General features: G+C 61.1%; 16 protein-coding genes. 7 read left to right on the forward strand and 9 right to left on the reverse strand.

Annotated features, from left to right (window positions below):
- Positions 1–278 precede the first annotated feature (278 nt).
- Positions 279–752, forward strand: coding sequence for a low molecular weight protein-tyrosine-phosphatase (locus KKO72_RS05005; RefSeq protein ID WP_214936046.1), 474 nt, complete (start codon positions 279–281; stop codon positions 750–752).
- Positions 753–849: 97 nt separating this feature from the next.
- On the opposite strand, the gene KKO72_RS05010 is transcribed toward KKO72_RS05005, so the two are convergent.
- From KKO72_RS05010 to KKO72_RS05020, 3 genes are read right to left on the reverse strand one after another with little or no spacing between them, the layout of a single operon-like run.
- The gene (locus tag KKO72_RS05010) at positions 850–1,407 is read right to left on the reverse strand and encodes a hypothetical protein (RefSeq protein WP_251140455.1); all 558 of its coding nucleotides are present in this window, start codon (positions 1,405–1,407) and stop codon (positions 850–852) included.
- A 21-nt stretch (positions 1,408–1,428) separates the two neighbouring features.
- Positions 1,429–2,115 carry an alpha/beta hydrolase gene (locus KKO72_RS05015; protein ID WP_214936048.1) on the reverse strand — a complete coding sequence of 229 codons (687 nt, stop codon included), beginning with the start codon at positions 2,113–2,115 and terminating at the stop codon, positions 1,429–1,431.
- Complete coding sequence (locus tag KKO72_RS05020; RefSeq protein WP_214936049.1) at positions 2,112–2,894, reverse strand: class III extradiol ring-cleavage dioxygenase; 783 nt, start codon at positions 2,892–2,894, stop codon at positions 2,112–2,114. The genes KKO72_RS05015 and KKO72_RS05020 overlap by 4 nt, the downstream gene beginning before the upstream one ends.
- 116 nt (positions 2,895–3,010) lie before the next feature.
- Here KKO72_RS05020 and KKO72_RS05025 point away from each other — a divergent pair, with 116 nt between their 5' ends.
- The gene (locus KKO72_RS05025; RefSeq protein WP_214936051.1) at positions 3,011–3,910 is read left to right on the forward strand and encodes a LysR family transcriptional regulator; all 900 of its coding nucleotides are present in this window, start codon (positions 3,011–3,013) and stop codon (positions 3,908–3,910) included.
- Positions 3,911–4,004: 94 nt separating this feature from the next.
- Positions 4,005–5,399, forward strand: a complete 1,395-nt coding sequence (locus KKO72_RS05030) for a DUF3422 family protein (protein ID WP_214936053.1) — start codon at positions 4,005–4,007, stop codon at positions 5,397–5,399.
- 47 nt (positions 5,400–5,446) lie between these two features.
- Here KKO72_RS05030 and KKO72_RS05035 read toward each other — a convergent pair whose 3' ends face one another.
- The gene (locus tag KKO72_RS05035) at positions 5,447–6,439 is read right to left on the reverse strand and encodes a cytochrome-c peroxidase (protein ID WP_214936055.1); all 993 of its coding nucleotides are present in this window, start codon (positions 6,437–6,439) and stop codon (positions 5,447–5,449) included.
- A gap of 187 nt (positions 6,440–6,626) precedes the next feature.
- On the opposite strand from KKO72_RS05035, the gene KKO72_RS05040 reads away from it, so the two are divergent.
- The 3 genes from KKO72_RS05040 to KKO72_RS05050 all read left to right on the forward strand — a co-directional run bounded on the left by KKO72_RS05040 (position 6,627) and on the right by KKO72_RS05050 (position 9,189).
- Complete coding sequence (locus tag KKO72_RS05040; protein WP_078366140.1) at positions 6,627–7,532, forward strand: hydrogen peroxide-inducible genes activator; 906 nt, start codon at positions 6,627–6,629, stop codon at positions 7,530–7,532.
- Between the two features lie 192 nt (positions 7,533–7,724).
- Complete coding sequence (locus KKO72_RS05045) at positions 7,725–8,675, forward strand: ZIP family metal transporter (protein WP_214936057.1); 951 nt, start codon at positions 7,725–7,727, stop codon at positions 8,673–8,675.
- Positions 8,676–8,694: 19 nt separating this feature from the next.
- Entirely contained in the window at positions 8,695–9,189 is a 495-nt protein-coding gene (locus KKO72_RS05050) for a Dps family protein (protein WP_214936059.1), read from the forward strand.
- Positions 9,190–9,194: 5 nt separating this feature from the next.
- Here the strand turns inward: KKO72_RS05050 and KKO72_RS05055 are convergent, their stop codons facing one another.
- Positions 9,195–9,548 carry a hypothetical protein gene (locus KKO72_RS05055; protein WP_214936061.1) on the reverse strand — a complete coding sequence of 118 codons (354 nt, stop codon included), beginning with the start codon at positions 9,546–9,548 and terminating at the stop codon, positions 9,195–9,197.
- Between KKO72_RS05055 and KKO72_RS05060 the strand changes: the two genes are divergently transcribed.
- Positions 9,547–9,792, forward strand: a complete 246-nt coding sequence (locus KKO72_RS05060) for a hypothetical protein (protein ID WP_214936063.1) — start codon at positions 9,547–9,549, stop codon at positions 9,790–9,792. The genes KKO72_RS05055 and KKO72_RS05060 overlap by 2 nt on opposite strands.
- A gap of 230 nt (positions 9,793–10,022) precedes the next feature.
- On the opposite strand, the gene KKO72_RS05065 is transcribed toward KKO72_RS05060, so the two are convergent.
- Genes KKO72_RS05065 through KKO72_RS05080 form a run of 4 tightly spaced genes read right to left on the reverse strand, consistent with a single transcriptional unit; the run spans position 10,023 to position 13,285 of the window.
- Entirely contained in the window at positions 10,023–10,322 is a 300-nt protein-coding gene (locus tag KKO72_RS05065) for a FeoC-like transcriptional regulator (RefSeq protein WP_214936065.1), read from the reverse strand.
- Positions 10,323–10,340: 18 nt separating this feature from the next.
- Entirely contained in the window at positions 10,341–12,680 is a 2,340-nt protein-coding gene (feoB, locus tag KKO72_RS05070) for a Fe(2+) transporter permease subunit FeoB (RefSeq protein WP_214936067.1), read from the reverse strand.
- Positions 12,677–12,910, reverse strand: coding sequence for a FeoA family protein (locus KKO72_RS05075; protein ID WP_078366134.1), 234 nt, complete (start codon positions 12,908–12,910; stop codon positions 12,677–12,679). Before KKO72_RS05075 ends, feoB begins: the two co-directional genes overlap by 4 nt.
- A gap of 36 nt (positions 12,911–12,946) precedes the next feature.
- Complete coding sequence (locus tag KKO72_RS05080; RefSeq protein ID WP_214936069.1) at positions 12,947–13,285, reverse strand: FeoA family protein; 339 nt, start codon at positions 13,283–13,285, stop codon at positions 12,947–12,949.
- Positions 13,286–13,416: the final 131 nt, after the last annotated feature.

The raw sequence follows: 13,416 nt of genomic DNA on the forward strand, positions 1-13,416 counted from the left end.
CACGGCCTGAAGCTTGGTGGCAGGTCGCGCCGCTGGCGAGCCCGGGCTTCAGAAGTGATCATGGGTCGATTTTGCCTGAGTCCCGATACCCGATGACCAGGCTGCGCCTTGATGACCGTCGTATCGGGCGGTTTTTGCTGCTGGTCGCCTCAAGGGCTGCCAAAGCGTCGGCTCGCTATACCAATCATAGTGTTCGCCCCTTTTTGCAAAAGGTCTAGAGGCCTAAAAGGCTTGTGAACTGCGGCACAATGGCGCCCTTGACATCATGAGAGACCAGCATGCCTTACGGAATTTTGTTTGTGTGTATGGGCAACATCTGCCGCAGCCCCACCGCCGACGGTGTGTTTCGCCAGAAAGTGGCCGAACAGGGCCTGGGTCAGCAGGTGCGGGTGGACTCGGCCGGCACCCACAACTACCACCCCGGCAGCCCGCCCGATAGCCGCGCCCAGGCGGCAGCAGCCAAGCGCGGTTACGACCTGTCCAGCCTGCGCGCCCGCCAAATCAACGCTGCGGACTACACGAGCTTTGACCTGATCCTGGTGATGGACCAGGACAACCTGGCCGTGCTGCAAGACGACTGCCCGCCCGAGCAGCAGCACAAGCTGCGCCTGCTGACCGAGTTTTGCCAGGTGCACAAAGCATCTGTGGTGCCCGACCCGTATTACGGCGGTGCGGACGGTTTTGAACACGTACTGGACCTGGTGGAGGACGCGTGTGAGGGGCTGTTGGTGCATGTGAAGCGCCAGCTGTGAGGTGCTGACCCCGCGAGCCTGGGGCGTCACCAGATCAAGTGCGACGATAAGTCAAACTGTGCTCTAGCCCTCATAAAACAAGGGCTGAGTGCTATGTTTACTGAGTTGCCTGCGTGTCTGTTTGCAGCACCGTGATGGTCTCAAACCGCAGGTGGTGCATGAACTCGCGCAGGATCAGCAAGCTGGCGGCAAAGGAGGTGCTGGTGGGCAAGTTGTCTGACGATATTGGTCGTCCGAGTGAGCGCTGCGCCAGCCGATCAAAACAACGCTCCATCGCGTCCAGTGACAGCTGCATACGCTCCCCTGCGGTCACACCAGACAGCAAGGCGATCTCACGGATGCTGGCATCGCAGGTGACCAGCGTGGCCCCGGTTGTCACCAGCGGCAGGGCGCGGGTGACCTCGTCTTCGACGGTCATGATGGCGTTTTCCAGTTCCAGCGGGCTTGGTGGGCTGTGTCGGAAATGTTCGCGGGCGGTGGACTCGGCGCCGATGGCCAGCGTCAGCCGGGCCGCTGGTTCCGCGCTCTGGCCGACGGCGACACCGGACTGCTCGTCGCCAATGTGCAGCAGCACCAGGGGGCCTGTGGTGGGGGGCTGGGCGCGTGCGGCGGCAAACAGGCGGCTCAGGTGGGTGTCAAAGTCAGGGTGTGACATGGTTGGCTTTCAGTGCAGATCTCACATGATGCTGGCCAGCCAGGCCAGAAAGTCGGCATGCACCGCTGGGCTGATGCCGTGGCCGATGGGGTAGAGCCGCAGTTCGTGTTGTACACCCAGGCTGGTCAGCAGTTCGATTGACCGGTGCGCCCAGGCTACGGGCAGGGTGGGATCGAGTTGACCATGGCTGACAAACGCCTGGAGCTGTGTGAGTTGCTCGGGGCTGGCCAGGTGCGGCGCCAGCTCGGGCAGGATGCGCCCGGACAGCAGGCCAAACCCGGCCACCAAGTCGGGCTGGCTCAGGGCCACACTGGCGCTCAGGATGCCGCCCTGGCTGAAGCCGGCGATCACCGTCTGGGCCGCTGTGATGCTGTATTGGCGCTGCAGCTGCTGCACCAGTTCGATCAGCGCCAGGCGGCTGCGTTCGGCCGCTTCGGCGTCGATCACGGGGCCAGTGCCCGTAAAGCTCAGGCGGAACCAGGCAAACTGGCCCGGGCTCAGCGTGATCGGGCCGCGTACCAGGACCACCAGGGTGTCCGGCGCCATGCCTTGCGCCAGCTCCACCAGGTCGGTCTCCCGGCTGCCCAGTCCGTGTAACAGGATCACCAGGCCTTGGGGCTGCGCGGGTACTGGCTGCACCAGCCGCAAAGACAGGTCGGATGCCGTGTTGGTCTGCAGCTCGCTCGTGTGGGAGGGGGTGGTGTTCATGCTTGTGCTCCCCACACATAAGACGCCATTGACAACACGCCGTGTTCGATGCTGTCGTCGATCAGCTGCGCCGGGTCGTTGCCACGGGCTGCGTACGCCACCAGCATGGGCAGGAAGTGCTCCTCGGTCGGGTGGGCGCGCTGGGCGTGGGGGGCCAGGTCACGGTAGTGGCGCAGGGCGTTGGTGTCCTGGGCCAGCACGGCTGCGTGCACCCAGCTGGCAAACTCCTGCACATAGGGTTCCGCCTGCGTGGCATAGGGGCTGAACTCGTAGAGGTTGTGGGTCATGCTGCCCGAGGCCAGGATCACAACGCCCTGGTTACGCAGCGGTGCCAGAGCCTGGCCGAACTGCAGCGCCTGCGCGGCGTTCAAGCTGCGGGGCATCGAGACCTGAAACACGGGCACATTGGCAGTCGGCAACAAATGCATCAATGGCACCCAGGCGCCATGGTCCAGCCCACGCTGGTCGTCGGTGCTGGTGGCAAAACCGGCTTCACTCAGAAGGCGGGCCGCCTCCAGGGCAATGTCGGGTTGGCCGCTGGCGGGGTACTGCAGTTTGTAGAGCGCGGCCGGAAAACCACCAAAGTCGTGCACGGTGCTTGGCTGGGCCGTGGTCATGACCTGCACATCGCGTGTCTGCCAGTGGGGGGACACCACCAGCACGGCCTTGACATCGGTGAGCTGCTGGCCATGGGCTTGCAGACGCGCACCCAGTGTGCCGGGCTCGAGGGCAAAGGTGGGCGCGCCATGTGAAATGAAGAAAACAGGGGCTGTGGTCATGGTGTCTTCCTGAAGGTTCTGGCGCGACCTCGCGTCAGTCATAGGAGGACTTTATTGAATTTGAATCAGAAGATAAATAGCGATAATTTAGATAGATTGTTTCACTTGGAGGGATAGTGGACCGTTTCCTGGAAATGCAGACCTTTGTGGGGGTGGTGGATGCGGGCAGTTTTGTCAAAGCGGCAGACACGCTGAATTTGTCCAAGGCCGCTGTGTCGCGTTATGTGCTGGATCTGGAAACCCGTTTGGGTGTGCGCCTGTTGCATCGCACCACGCGGCGCCTGTCGCTCACCGAGGAGGGGCAGGTGTTTCACGCCCGCTGCAAGGCTTTGCTGGCCGGGCTGGAGGAGGCCGAGGCTGAAATCACCTCGCGCAGTGACCTGGTCAGCGGCTTGCTGCGCCTGAGTGTGCCGGTGACCTTTGGTGTCCTGCATCTGGCGCCGCTGTGGGGCCTGTTCAAGGCGCAGCACCCCAAGCTCAGGCTGGACATCACCTTGTCCGACCGGGTGGTGGACTTGGTGGAGGATGGTTATGACTTGGCGGTGCGCATTGGCCGGCTGGAGAGTTCGACCCTGGTCAGCCGCCAGCTCAGCAGCACCCGACTGGTGTTGTGTGCTTCCCCAGCCTACCTGGCGGCCCATGGCACACCAGGGCATCCAGCTGAGCTGGCCGAGCATGCGGTGATTGCCTACAGCTACTGGTCGGGCAGGGATGAATGGTCTTTTGATGGGCCGCAGGGAGAGCTGCGTGTCAGCACCCAGCCCTGTATTCGCACCAACAGTGGCGACACTTGTCGCGCTGCCGCGCTGGCCCACCAGGGGGTGATCCTGCAACCGGCTTTCCTGGTCGGGCCCGATCTGGCAGCAGGCACGCTGGTGGAGCTGATGCCGCAGTACCGTGCCGGGGAGTTGGGCATTTACGCGGTGTATCCAACCCGCCAGCACCTGTCGGCCAAGGTCAGGCGCCTGATTGATTTCCTGGTGGCGCAGCTGGCCGGGTGTGGACCCGACTGGTGAGTTGTGGTGTGGACGGCACCATTCGGGGTTTTTTGCGGTGTTTGGCACTGGTCTGTCATCTGCGAACTGACAAAAGCCCTGCAAAATAGCTTGTATGCACGACCCAGACACACCCTCCACCGGATTCCTGCCGCCTGACGCCAGTCAGCGCGCGGTGTTGCACAACGAGGTGCATGCCCGGCCATCGGCCCGTATCCGCCTGCCTGCGCTGGTGGTTGATGTGGCGGTGTTGCACGAGGGTGTGACACGCGACATGGCCTGGGAGCATCTGCGCCAGCTGCCGGGTCAGTCTGGTTTGGCAGCGGCGTGTTTACAAGACAACTTCTTGCGCCTGCGCCTGGCGGACTGCACCTTCAAATGGGAGCGCCACAACGAGTTCTCGCGTTACACCATCGTCCAAGCCTTGCCGCAGCACGCTTTGCTGGATGCGGTGGAGCCGGATCTGATGTCGCACCTGGCCGTGCCTGCACCGTGGTTGCGGCAGATCCCGGGGTGTACCGTGTCGGCGATCCAGCTGGTGATGCTCAATGCGCCGCTGGACGATGCCCAGGCGCTGATGGCACAGGCCATGCGCTGGCTGGGTGCCCGCACGGTGGTGGCGTCCTTGATGGGCAGCAACGCCTTGAACGCAACGGCGGCGCCGGGGCCCACGGCGCAGGCACGGGGTTACCAGCATCCGGCTGGGCACTCCTGGGCCTTGACCCAGTTCAAATTGCAGGAAGACGGGTTCGAGCGCATGCTGGTGATTGCCCCAGAGGGCACCAGCCAAACCCGCGCCGGGCGCATTGCCGGGCGTTTGCTGGAGCTGGAGATTTACCGGCTGATGGCCTTGCGTGGCCTGCCGGTGGCCAAGGCTTTGGGGCCGATGTTGACCCAAGCCGAGAACGAGCTGGCCTCGATCACCGCCCGGTTGGAGAACAAGACCGCGTCTGACCAGGAGTTGCTGGACACCTTGGTGTCGCTGGCGGCCCGTGTCGAGCGGGCCACGGCAGAGCACATCTATCGGTTCTCTGCCAGCCAGGCCTATTACACGTTGGTGGGGCAACGCCTGACCGAGCTGCGAGAAAAAGCCATTCCGGGCACCCAGATGATTGGTGAGTACCTGCAGCACCGCCTGTCGCCCGCCATGGCCACGGTGGCCGCCACCGCGCGGCGCTTGTCCTCGCTGTCGGGGCGGGTGGCGCGTGCCAGCGATTTGTTACGCACACGGGTGGACATTGCCACGGAGGCGCAGAACCACGAGTTGCTGGCCAAGCTCAACCGCGGCCAGGAAATGCAGTTGCATTTGCAAAGCACGGTGGAGGGGCTGTCGATTGCGGCGATTTCTTATTACGTGATCAGCCTGTTGCTGTATGGCGGCAAGGCCCTCAAGGCCGCCGGGCTGCCGATCAACCCCGAAATGGCCGCTGGTGCGCTGGTGCCGGTGGTGTTGTGGGTGGTGTGGCGTACCACCCAGAAAATCCACGCCAAGCTGGTGGCCAAACATTAAAAAAGGGGCTTCAAGCCCCTATTTTCAAAGTGTCCTGACGGATCGTCTTATTTGGAGAACGGTGTCGGGCGCGGAGTTTTGTCGCTGGACGGTGGCAGGATCGGCAAGGCAAAGCTGGGCTGGTCACCGGTCAGGGTTTTCAGGAAGGCCACCACCTTGGCATTTTCATCCGCTGTGAACTTCTTGCCCAGTTGCAGGCGGCCCATCACATCCACAGCTTCTGGCAGGGTGTTGACCGCGCCGTCGTGGAAGTAGGGGTAGGTCATTTCCACATTGCGCAGGGTCGGCACCTTGAACATGAAACGGTCCACGTCTTTGCCGGTCACCGCACTGCGGCCTTCGGCCCCACCTGTGGACTTGTAAGGCTCCACCACACCCATCTTCTGGAACGAGGCGCCCCCTACAGCCGGGCCGTTGTGGCAGGCCACGCAGCCACTTTCTTTGAACAGCTTGTAGCCTGCCAGTTCTTGCGGGCTCAGGGCATCACTCTTGCCCAGCAGCCATTGGTCAAAACGCGAGTTGGGGGTGACCAGGGTCTTTTCAAACTCGGCAATCGCCAAAGTGACCTGATCGATATCCACCTTGTCCTTGCCAAAGACTTGTTTGAACTCGCGCACATAGGCCGGAATCGACTCCAGCACACCAATGGCCAATGTGTGGGTGAAGCCCATTTCACCCGGGTTGGCGATCGGACCACCGGCCTGGGCTTTCAAATCGGCGGCACGACCATCCCAGAACTGGGCCAGGTTCAGGCTGGAGTTCAGCACCGTGGGTGCGTTGATCGGGCCTTGTTGCCACTTGTCACCGATCGACGTCGGAATGTTGTCAGTGCCGCCCATCGACAGGTTGTGACAGGAGTTGCAGGAGATAAACCCTGACTTGGACAGTCGGGGGTCAAAATACAACTTCTTGCCCAACTCGACCATGCCGATGTTGATTTGGGCCGGGGGTTTGATGGGTTGGATCAGTTCCTGTGCCGCCCCGTAGAGCGGTGCTAGACCCAGAGCGCTTACTGCTGCTGCAAGAATGCGTCGTTTCATTTTTGTGTCCTTGAAGTTGAGAGTTGTGCCCGAAATTAGATCCAGATCAATAGAAGTTGTAATAGCTGGCACCGGCCCACTTTAACCATGGCGAGAGTGTGGCCTAATGACGTAAGTCAATGATTTATAACATTATTTTGACTATACATGCGATAGTGTTTGCCTATATCCCTCTCTTCAAGTACCCATGAAATTGTCTGCCTTGCGTTATCTGGTGGCTTTTGCCGACCAACTCAGTTTCAGCCGCGCGGCTGAGCAGTGCCGCGTCTCCCAACCCAGCCTGAGTGTGGCTTTGCAACGTCTGGAAGACGAGCTGGGTGTCACCCTGATCGAGCGCGGCAAACACCATGTGGCGCTGACCGAGGTGGGGGAGCGGGTGGTAGCCCAAGCGCGGATCAGCTTGGAGGAAGTGGATCGCATCGAGTCCGTGGCGCAATCGGGCAAGGACCCGCTGGTGGGTAGCTTTCGCCTCGGTGTGATTCACACCATTGCGCCGTATCTTTTGCCTGATCTGATTCCGGCCTTGCGCCAGGTGGCGCCGGGTCTGACGCTCTACATCGAAGAAAGCATGACCGCGTTGCTGGCCGACTACCTCAAGTACGGCACGGTGGATGCGGCCATTGTGGCGCTGCCCTTTGATGTTCCCGGTGTGGACACCCAGGTTTTGTATGACGAGGTGTTTGAGGTGGTGGTGCCACGAGACCACCCGTGGGTCGGGCGCAGTCACATCAGCACCTCGGAGATCGGCGCCGAGGATGTGCTGGTGCTCAAGGCCGGCAACTGTTTTCGCGAACAGGTGCTCGACGCGTGCCCGGAGATCAGCCACACCGATGCCTCGATGCGCCAGGGACACTCGATCGAAACCATCCGTGCCATGGTGGCCTCCGGTTACGGTGTGTCGGTGTTGCCCAAAAGTGCCTTGTCCGACCTGTACAAATCGGACCTGGTGGTGTCGATTCCGTTTGAAGAGCCTGCCCCCCTGCGCCGTATTGCGCTGGCCTGGCGGCGCAGCTCGGTGCAAGACACCGTGGTGGATGCCCTGGTACAGGCGGTACGCATCATGAACAAGCCTGCTTACCACGTGGTTGTGTGAGTGCTGGGTATCATGAGATACGCCAAAAGAGTGGCGGTCATTGGTATTGGCTATGTCTGGCATCCAGACAATCCATTGGTGTCTTGGGGCCTGACGTCGTACAGTGAGTCTTCGCAGCTTTTTGACCTGTTTTCAGGAGATTCACCGTGACCCCAACACCCCGACCTGTGCCTGTGTGCGCCGGAACTTCTTATGCCTGAACAAACTGCCGTTTTGACACCATCCGCCCCGAGCTCTTCCGATTGGCGACTGAGTTTGTGGGCCCATGTCCGTGCTCACCGTGTTGCGGCTTTGGGCCTGGGCTTAGCGTTGTTTGGTGTGCTGGTGTTGCTGGTACAAAGCCTGTTGCAACTCGCGACCGTTGAGCTTGGCGCGGGCCTGCGTTACGCCATGCTGGGCGGTGCGGCCGGCTTGGCTGCCACAGCACTGGGCGCCTTGCCCGCCTTGGGTTTACGCAGTGTGCCGCAGAAGCTTGAAGACAGCCTGCTGGGTTTTGCCGCAGGCATGATGCTGGCGGCCAGTGCTTTTTCGCTGTTGTTGCCCGGCCTGGAAGCGGGTGCGGACATCCTGGGTAACAAACCGCTGGGTGCTGCGGTGGTGGTGTTGGGTATGGCGCTGGGGGTGTTGCTGATGCTGGGGCTTGACGAGTTCACACCCCATGAACATGAACAAACCGGGCGCAGCGGCCCGGTTCCTGAGCGATATGACCGGGTCTGGCTGTTTGTGTTTGCCATTGCCTTGCACAACCTGCCCGAAGGCATGGCCATTGGGGTGAGTTTTTCACAAGGCAATATGAGTGTGGGTTTGCCTTTGACCACCGCGATTGCTTTGCAGGACATCCCGGAAGGACTGGCGGTGGCCTTGGCCTTGCGCAGCGCGGGCTTGACACCGCGGTTGGCGGTCTTGGTGGCGGCAGCCAGTGGGCTGCTGGAGCCGCTGGGGGCGTTGCTGGGGGTGGGGTTGTCAAGCGGGTTTGCGTTGGCCTACCCGATCGGGCTGGGTCTGGCAGCGGGGGCGATGCTGTTTGTGGTGTCCCACGAAGTGATCCCGCAAACCCATCGCAATGGCCACCAGACACCAGCTACCATCGGTTTGATGATCGGTTTTGCCCTGATGATGGTGCTCGATACCGCCCTGGGTTGATTTTTATAGGAGAAAGATGATGAGCAAGAAAAAACTGAGTTTGCCCAATATGGACATCGGTATCGATGCCAAACAACGTGAGGCCATTGCCAAAGGTTTGTCAGCCCTGCTGGCCGACAGTTACACCCTGTACCTGATGACCCACAACTTTCACTGGAACGTGACCGGGCCACAGTTCAACAGCCTGCACATGATGTTCATGGGGCAGTACACCGAGCAGTGGAACGCTCTCGACATCATTGCCGAGCGCATCCGCGCCCTGGGCTTCCCGGCACCCGGTACCTACAAGGAATACGTCAAGCTGGCGTCAATCAAGGAGGTGGACGGTGTGCCCAAGGCCACCGACATGATCCGCCATCTGGTGGCGGCGCAAGAAGCCACAGCACGTACCGCCCGCAAGCTCTTCCCGGTGGTGGATGCTGCCAACGACCAGCCCACGGCCGATGTGTTGACGCAACGCATCGACATCCACGAGAAAACCGCCTGGATGTTACGCAGCCTGCTGGAGGAATAAGTACCTCAGTGCCAACGTGCAGCTGCCGGCAATTGGATGCTGAGACAGCCTGCACGTAAAGCGCGTTCAATGGCAGGATGCCAGCCGTGCTCTGACAAATGAAGAAGTAATGCTCTGTGGGTAATGCGGGCGTGCCAGAGCGCCGCCTGTGACCAGGCTCGGTCTGTTGTTGCACCGGCAATGAACAACAGCAGTTTCTGGTGGATGTCGGCCAGTGTTTCTGCGACCCGGTTCAAGTCACCTTCGGTGCTGAGCAAATCGGCCAGTTGCAGGTGCTGGTTAACCAGGTTGGCCAGGCATTCCTCGGCGCCAGACGTTCTGTGGCCGGCAGGGCCATGGTGCGCTGTGAGCCAAGCCATGTGGCAACGCCTGAACGCCAGGCTGATCTCACCCTGGCTGTCTGTCAAACCGCCTGGAGGCAAGGGCACAGGCCAAGTTCTCAAGCTTGTCAATGAGGTGCGATCTGATGGCGCTGATGGGCGCAGTGGCAAGCTTGACATCGTGAGTCCTCTCAAGAAAAAGGTCTGGGAACTGTGGCTTCTTTGCTTATTTAATGATAACTATTCTTATTTAAAACGCAAGCTCTATCTTGAGCGCTATTGAAACTTTGGCGCTATTTGAGGCTGAACTCGCCGATGCTGTAAAAGAGGGTGAGCGCAGTCACTGAGCGATCTCTGCGTGAGACATCGCTCAGCACTTCAGTGCTTGGTGGGAAGCTTGGTGCGCAATGCACCCAATCGCATGTTGGGAGGCTGCAAGGGGGCGGGAACATCCCGCAGCAGACCAAGAGGGTGGACCTGAGGATGGTGTGTCTGACACCATCGTGGTGCAGGTCAGCCGTGGCTGGCGCAGGTCTGTATCGGGGTGCTCGGGGTTGCCAGCCGGTTTGGCGTGGACAGATCGGCTGGGGCCGAGCCTGTCCACTCATAGATCTCCACGGTGCCAGGCTGGCATTTGCCGCAGCCACCGCTGCAGGGGGTGCCACTGGGCAGACGGCTGACCCTGCCCTTGCGTTCGAGCATGCTCAGCATGTTGCGCAGGGCCTCTGCATCGGTGTCCAGCCCGAGCGCCATGTCGTGCAGACTGGCGCGCCGGTGTTGCTGCAAATAGGCAGTCAGGCGTGAAATGATCATGGTCTTGTCTCCGTTGGTTCAGGCCGTGCGGGTCAGGCTTGCCGTTGGTCCGGGTCTGGCAGGTTCACGCCCCAGGTAACGCATCACCGCCAGCACCACCGCAAACACCACCAATACACCGCTGATCCAGGCCAGCGAGACACCCGGGTGGCGCTCGTAGATGGCAGCCTGGTAGGCGATGGTGGACAGACCATAGGCCATGCCGGTTGTCCAGGCGGCCACAAACAGGGTCCAGCGGGTGCCACTTTCCTGGTACACCACCGCAATCGCTGCAGTGCAGGGGAAATACAGCAAAATGAACAACAGGTAAGCAAACGCACCGGCAGCACCGTCAAAACGCGCGGCCATGGCACCAAAGGTGGCCACAGAGACCTCTTGCTCCTCGGCTACAGCGGCCTGATCGCTGACATCACCAATGTCCAGCCCCAGCGGGTCAGCCCATTTGCCCAGCGCGTCGCTCAGATTGGTGGGCACGGTGGCCCAGGCGTCTGCCAGACCACCCAGCATGTCATAGGGTTCGGCCTCTTCAGGCTCGTCCCCAGCCGCTTTGGCGTCACTCTCCGCCAGGGCGCTGTAGGCGGCGTTGAGCGTACCCACCACCGCTTCCTTGGCGAGTACGCCGGTGAAGATGCCCACGGCCGCGGGCCAGTTGTCGGCGTTCAGACCCAGCGGTGCGAATGCCGGGGCAATGGTGCGCCCGACTTCGGCCAGGGCCGATTTGTCGCTGTCTTCGTTGCCAAAGCTGCCATCGGTGCCCACCGCGTTGAGGAAGTTGAGTACCAGCACCATCGGCACCACAATGCGCCCGGCCTTGACGATGAAGGCCTTGAGCCGGTCCCAGGTGTGGTGCAGGATGCCTTTGAGTGTGGGCAGGTGGTAGGGTGGCAATTCCATGATGAACGGTGCCACATCACCCTGCAGCAATGAGTTTTTCAGGATCAAGCCAGTCAACACGGCCACTGCGATACCAATCAGGTATAGGCCAAACACCACGTTTTGCGCGTTGCTCGGGAAAAACGCCGCCGCAAACAACACGTAGACCGGCAAGCGTGCGCCGCAGGACATGAACGGTGCCATGGCAATCGTCAGCAAGCGGTCACGCCGGTTCTCGAGCGTGCGGGTGGCCATCACGGCTGGCACATTGCAGCCAAAACCCACAATCAACGGCACAAAGGATTTGCCCGGCAGGCCGACCCAGCGCATGAAACGGTCCATCACAAAAGCGGCGCGCGCCATGTAGCCCGAGTCTTCCAGCACCGACAGGAACAGGTACAAAAAGCCGATCACCGGGATGAAGGTGGCTACCGTCTGGATACCACCACCGATGCCGTTGGCGATCAGCACGATCAGCCATTCTGGTGAACCCAGGTGGGTCATCAGCTCGGTGGTGCCGTCCACCAGCACCACCTTGGCGGCTTCGTCAAAAAAGTCAATAAAAGCGCCGCCGATGTTGATTGTGAACAGGAACATCAGGTACATCAGCACCAGGAAAATCGGGATGCCCAGTGCCCGGTGCAAGACCACTCGGTCAATCCGTTCAGAGGCATCACGCGTGAGTTTGCTGGTGGTCTTAACCACTGTTTGCGCCACCCGGTTGGCCAGGCCATAACGTGCGTCGGCCACCAGGATGTCCAGGTCGTCACCCAGCATTGCCGCAAACTCGCGGGCCTGCGCCGTGATCTCCGGTCCAGCAGTTTTTTGCGCCAGATCGTCGCCACTGAGCAGTTGCACCGCCAACCACTCAGCGCGGGCAGGCAGTTTGCCAGGCAGGGCACGGATCTGGTGCGCCAGGGTCGTCACTGCCGTTTGCAGGGCGTCTGAATACACCACCTGGGCGCTGGCGCGTGGCTGTTGTTGTGCCGCCTGGCTGATGGCCGTCTTGAGCTCGGCGATGCCGCTGCCTTTGCTGGCCACCACCGGCAGCACCGGGCAGCCGAGCTGTTCAGCCAGTTTGGCCACGTTGACCTGCATGCCTTTGGCGGCGGCCATGTCGGTCATGTTGAGCACCAGCAGCAGCGGCACACCCATCTCGATCAGCTGGGTGGTGAGGTAGAGGTTGCGCTCCAGGTTGGCTGCATCAACGATGTTGACCACCAGGTTGGCTTCGCCATTGTGCACAAAGTCGCGGGCGACCCGTTCGTCGAGCGACACCTCACCGTCCACCACATCAAGTGAATAGGTGCCAGGCAGGTCAATCACCTCCACCTCGGTGCTGCCAAGTTTGTAGGAACCGCTCTTTTTTTCAACGGTGACACCGGGCCAGTTGCCTACATGCTGGCGTGAGCCGGTCAAGGCATTGAACAGGGTGGTTTTGCCGCAATTGGGGTTGCCCACCAGGGCCAAAGTAAATTGCGTCATGCCAGTTTCTCCACCAGCAAGGCCTTGGCCTCGTCTTTGCGCAATGACAGGGCAAAGCCGCGCAGCCGGATCTCCACCGGGTCGCCCAAGGGGGCCAGGCGGGTCAGGCTGATCGACACGCCGGGGGTGATGCCCATCGACAGCAGTTTGCGGCGGTAGCTGGCGCCGCCCTCGCCATAACCCAATATCCGGGCGGTATCACCGACCTGCAGGTCGCTCAAGCTTGTCATTGTTTCTGCTCCTAAAAATGAAAAATCGCCACGGGTTCAGACGGCAGCCACCAGCACCCGGTGCGCCAATCCCGCACCCAGGGCATACCTGCTCTCACCACGCTGCACCACCAAACCGCCACCTTGTTGCTGCACCACACGGATTTCTGCACCTACGTTGAGTCCGATCTCGGTCATGCGCCGGTCCATGCCGCTGCCACGCAAGGCCGCCACCCGCAGCAACTGGCCCGGTGTGGCCATGCTCAATGGGAAGGTGGCTTGGGCGCGGCTGCTGCTGGCGTGCGTCGCCTGGCCCACAGCTGCCGCAGTTGGCCCGTTGGACGCGGCTTGGAACAGGGCGGCATCGTTGCCTGGCAGGGCGCTGGAAGTGAACATGGTGCTTTCACGGGCTGGTGGAATGACTGGCATATTAATAGGAATGATTCGCATTGTTTGTGACAAAGATCAAACAAGCCACAACTATTGACCCGGCTCAAGGTGGTTTGGGGCACGTGCCGGGCACCCTG

This window comes from Rhodoferax sp. U11-2br (assembly GCF_018619435.1).
Lineage (GTDB): Bacteria > Pseudomonadota > Gammaproteobacteria > Burkholderiales > Burkholderiaceae_C > Rhodoferax.

What these genes read in the sequence shown, in the direction of transcription:
- KKO72_RS05030 (WP_214936053.1), top strand. Translation starts at nt 4,005, where the DNA reads ATGCACGACCCAGACACACCCTCCACCGGATTCCTGCCGCCTGACGCC.
- KKO72_RS05015 (WP_214936048.1), bottom strand. Translation starts at nt 2,115, where the DNA reads ATGAACACCACCCCCTCCCACACGAGCGAGCTGCAGACCAACACGGCA.
- KKO72_RS05050 (WP_214936059.1), top strand. Translation starts at nt 8,695, where the DNA reads ATGAGCAAGAAAAAACTGAGTTTGCCCAATATGGACATCGGTATCGAT.
- KKO72_RS05035 (WP_214936055.1), bottom strand. Translation starts at nt 6,439, where the DNA reads ATGAAACGACGCATTCTTGCAGCAGCAGTAAGCGCTCTGGGTCTAGCA.
- KKO72_RS05010 (WP_251140455.1), bottom strand. Translation starts at nt 1,407, where the DNA reads ATGTCACACCCTGACTTTGACACCCACCTGAGCCGCCTGTTTGCCGCC.
- KKO72_RS05080 (WP_214936069.1), bottom strand. Translation starts at nt 13,285, where the DNA reads ATGTTCACTTCCAGCGCCCTGCCAGGCAACGATGCCGCCCTGTTCCAA.
- KKO72_RS05060 (WP_214936063.1), top strand. Translation starts at nt 9,547, where the DNA reads ATGTGGCAACGCCTGAACGCCAGGCTGATCTCACCCTGGCTGTCTGTC.
- KKO72_RS05075 (WP_078366134.1), bottom strand. Translation starts at nt 12,910, where the DNA reads ATGACAAGCTTGAGCGACCTGCAGGTCGGTGATACCGCCCGGATATTG.
- KKO72_RS05065 (WP_214936065.1), bottom strand. Translation starts at nt 10,322, where the DNA reads ATGATCATTTCACGCCTGACTGCCTATTTGCAGCAACACCGGCGCGCC.
- KKO72_RS05040 (WP_078366140.1), top strand. Translation starts at nt 6,627, where the DNA reads ATGAAATTGTCTGCCTTGCGTTATCTGGTGGCTTTTGCCGACCAACTC.
- KKO72_RS05045 (WP_214936057.1), top strand. Translation starts at nt 7,725, where the DNA reads ATGCCTGAACAAACTGCCGTTTTGACACCATCCGCCCCGAGCTCTTCC.
- KKO72_RS05055 (WP_214936061.1), bottom strand. Translation starts at nt 9,548, where the DNA reads ATGGCTTGGCTCACAGCGCACCATGGCCCTGCCGGCCACAGAACGTCT.
- KKO72_RS05020 (WP_214936049.1), bottom strand. Translation starts at nt 2,894, where the DNA reads ATGACCACAGCCCCTGTTTTCTTCATTTCACATGGCGCGCCCACCTTT.
- KKO72_RS05005 (WP_214936046.1), top strand. Translation starts at nt 279, where the DNA reads ATGCCTTACGGAATTTTGTTTGTGTGTATGGGCAACATCTGCCGCAGC.
- feoB (WP_214936067.1), bottom strand. Translation starts at nt 12,680, where the DNA reads ATGACGCAATTTACTTTGGCCCTGGTGGGCAACCCCAATTGCGGCAAA.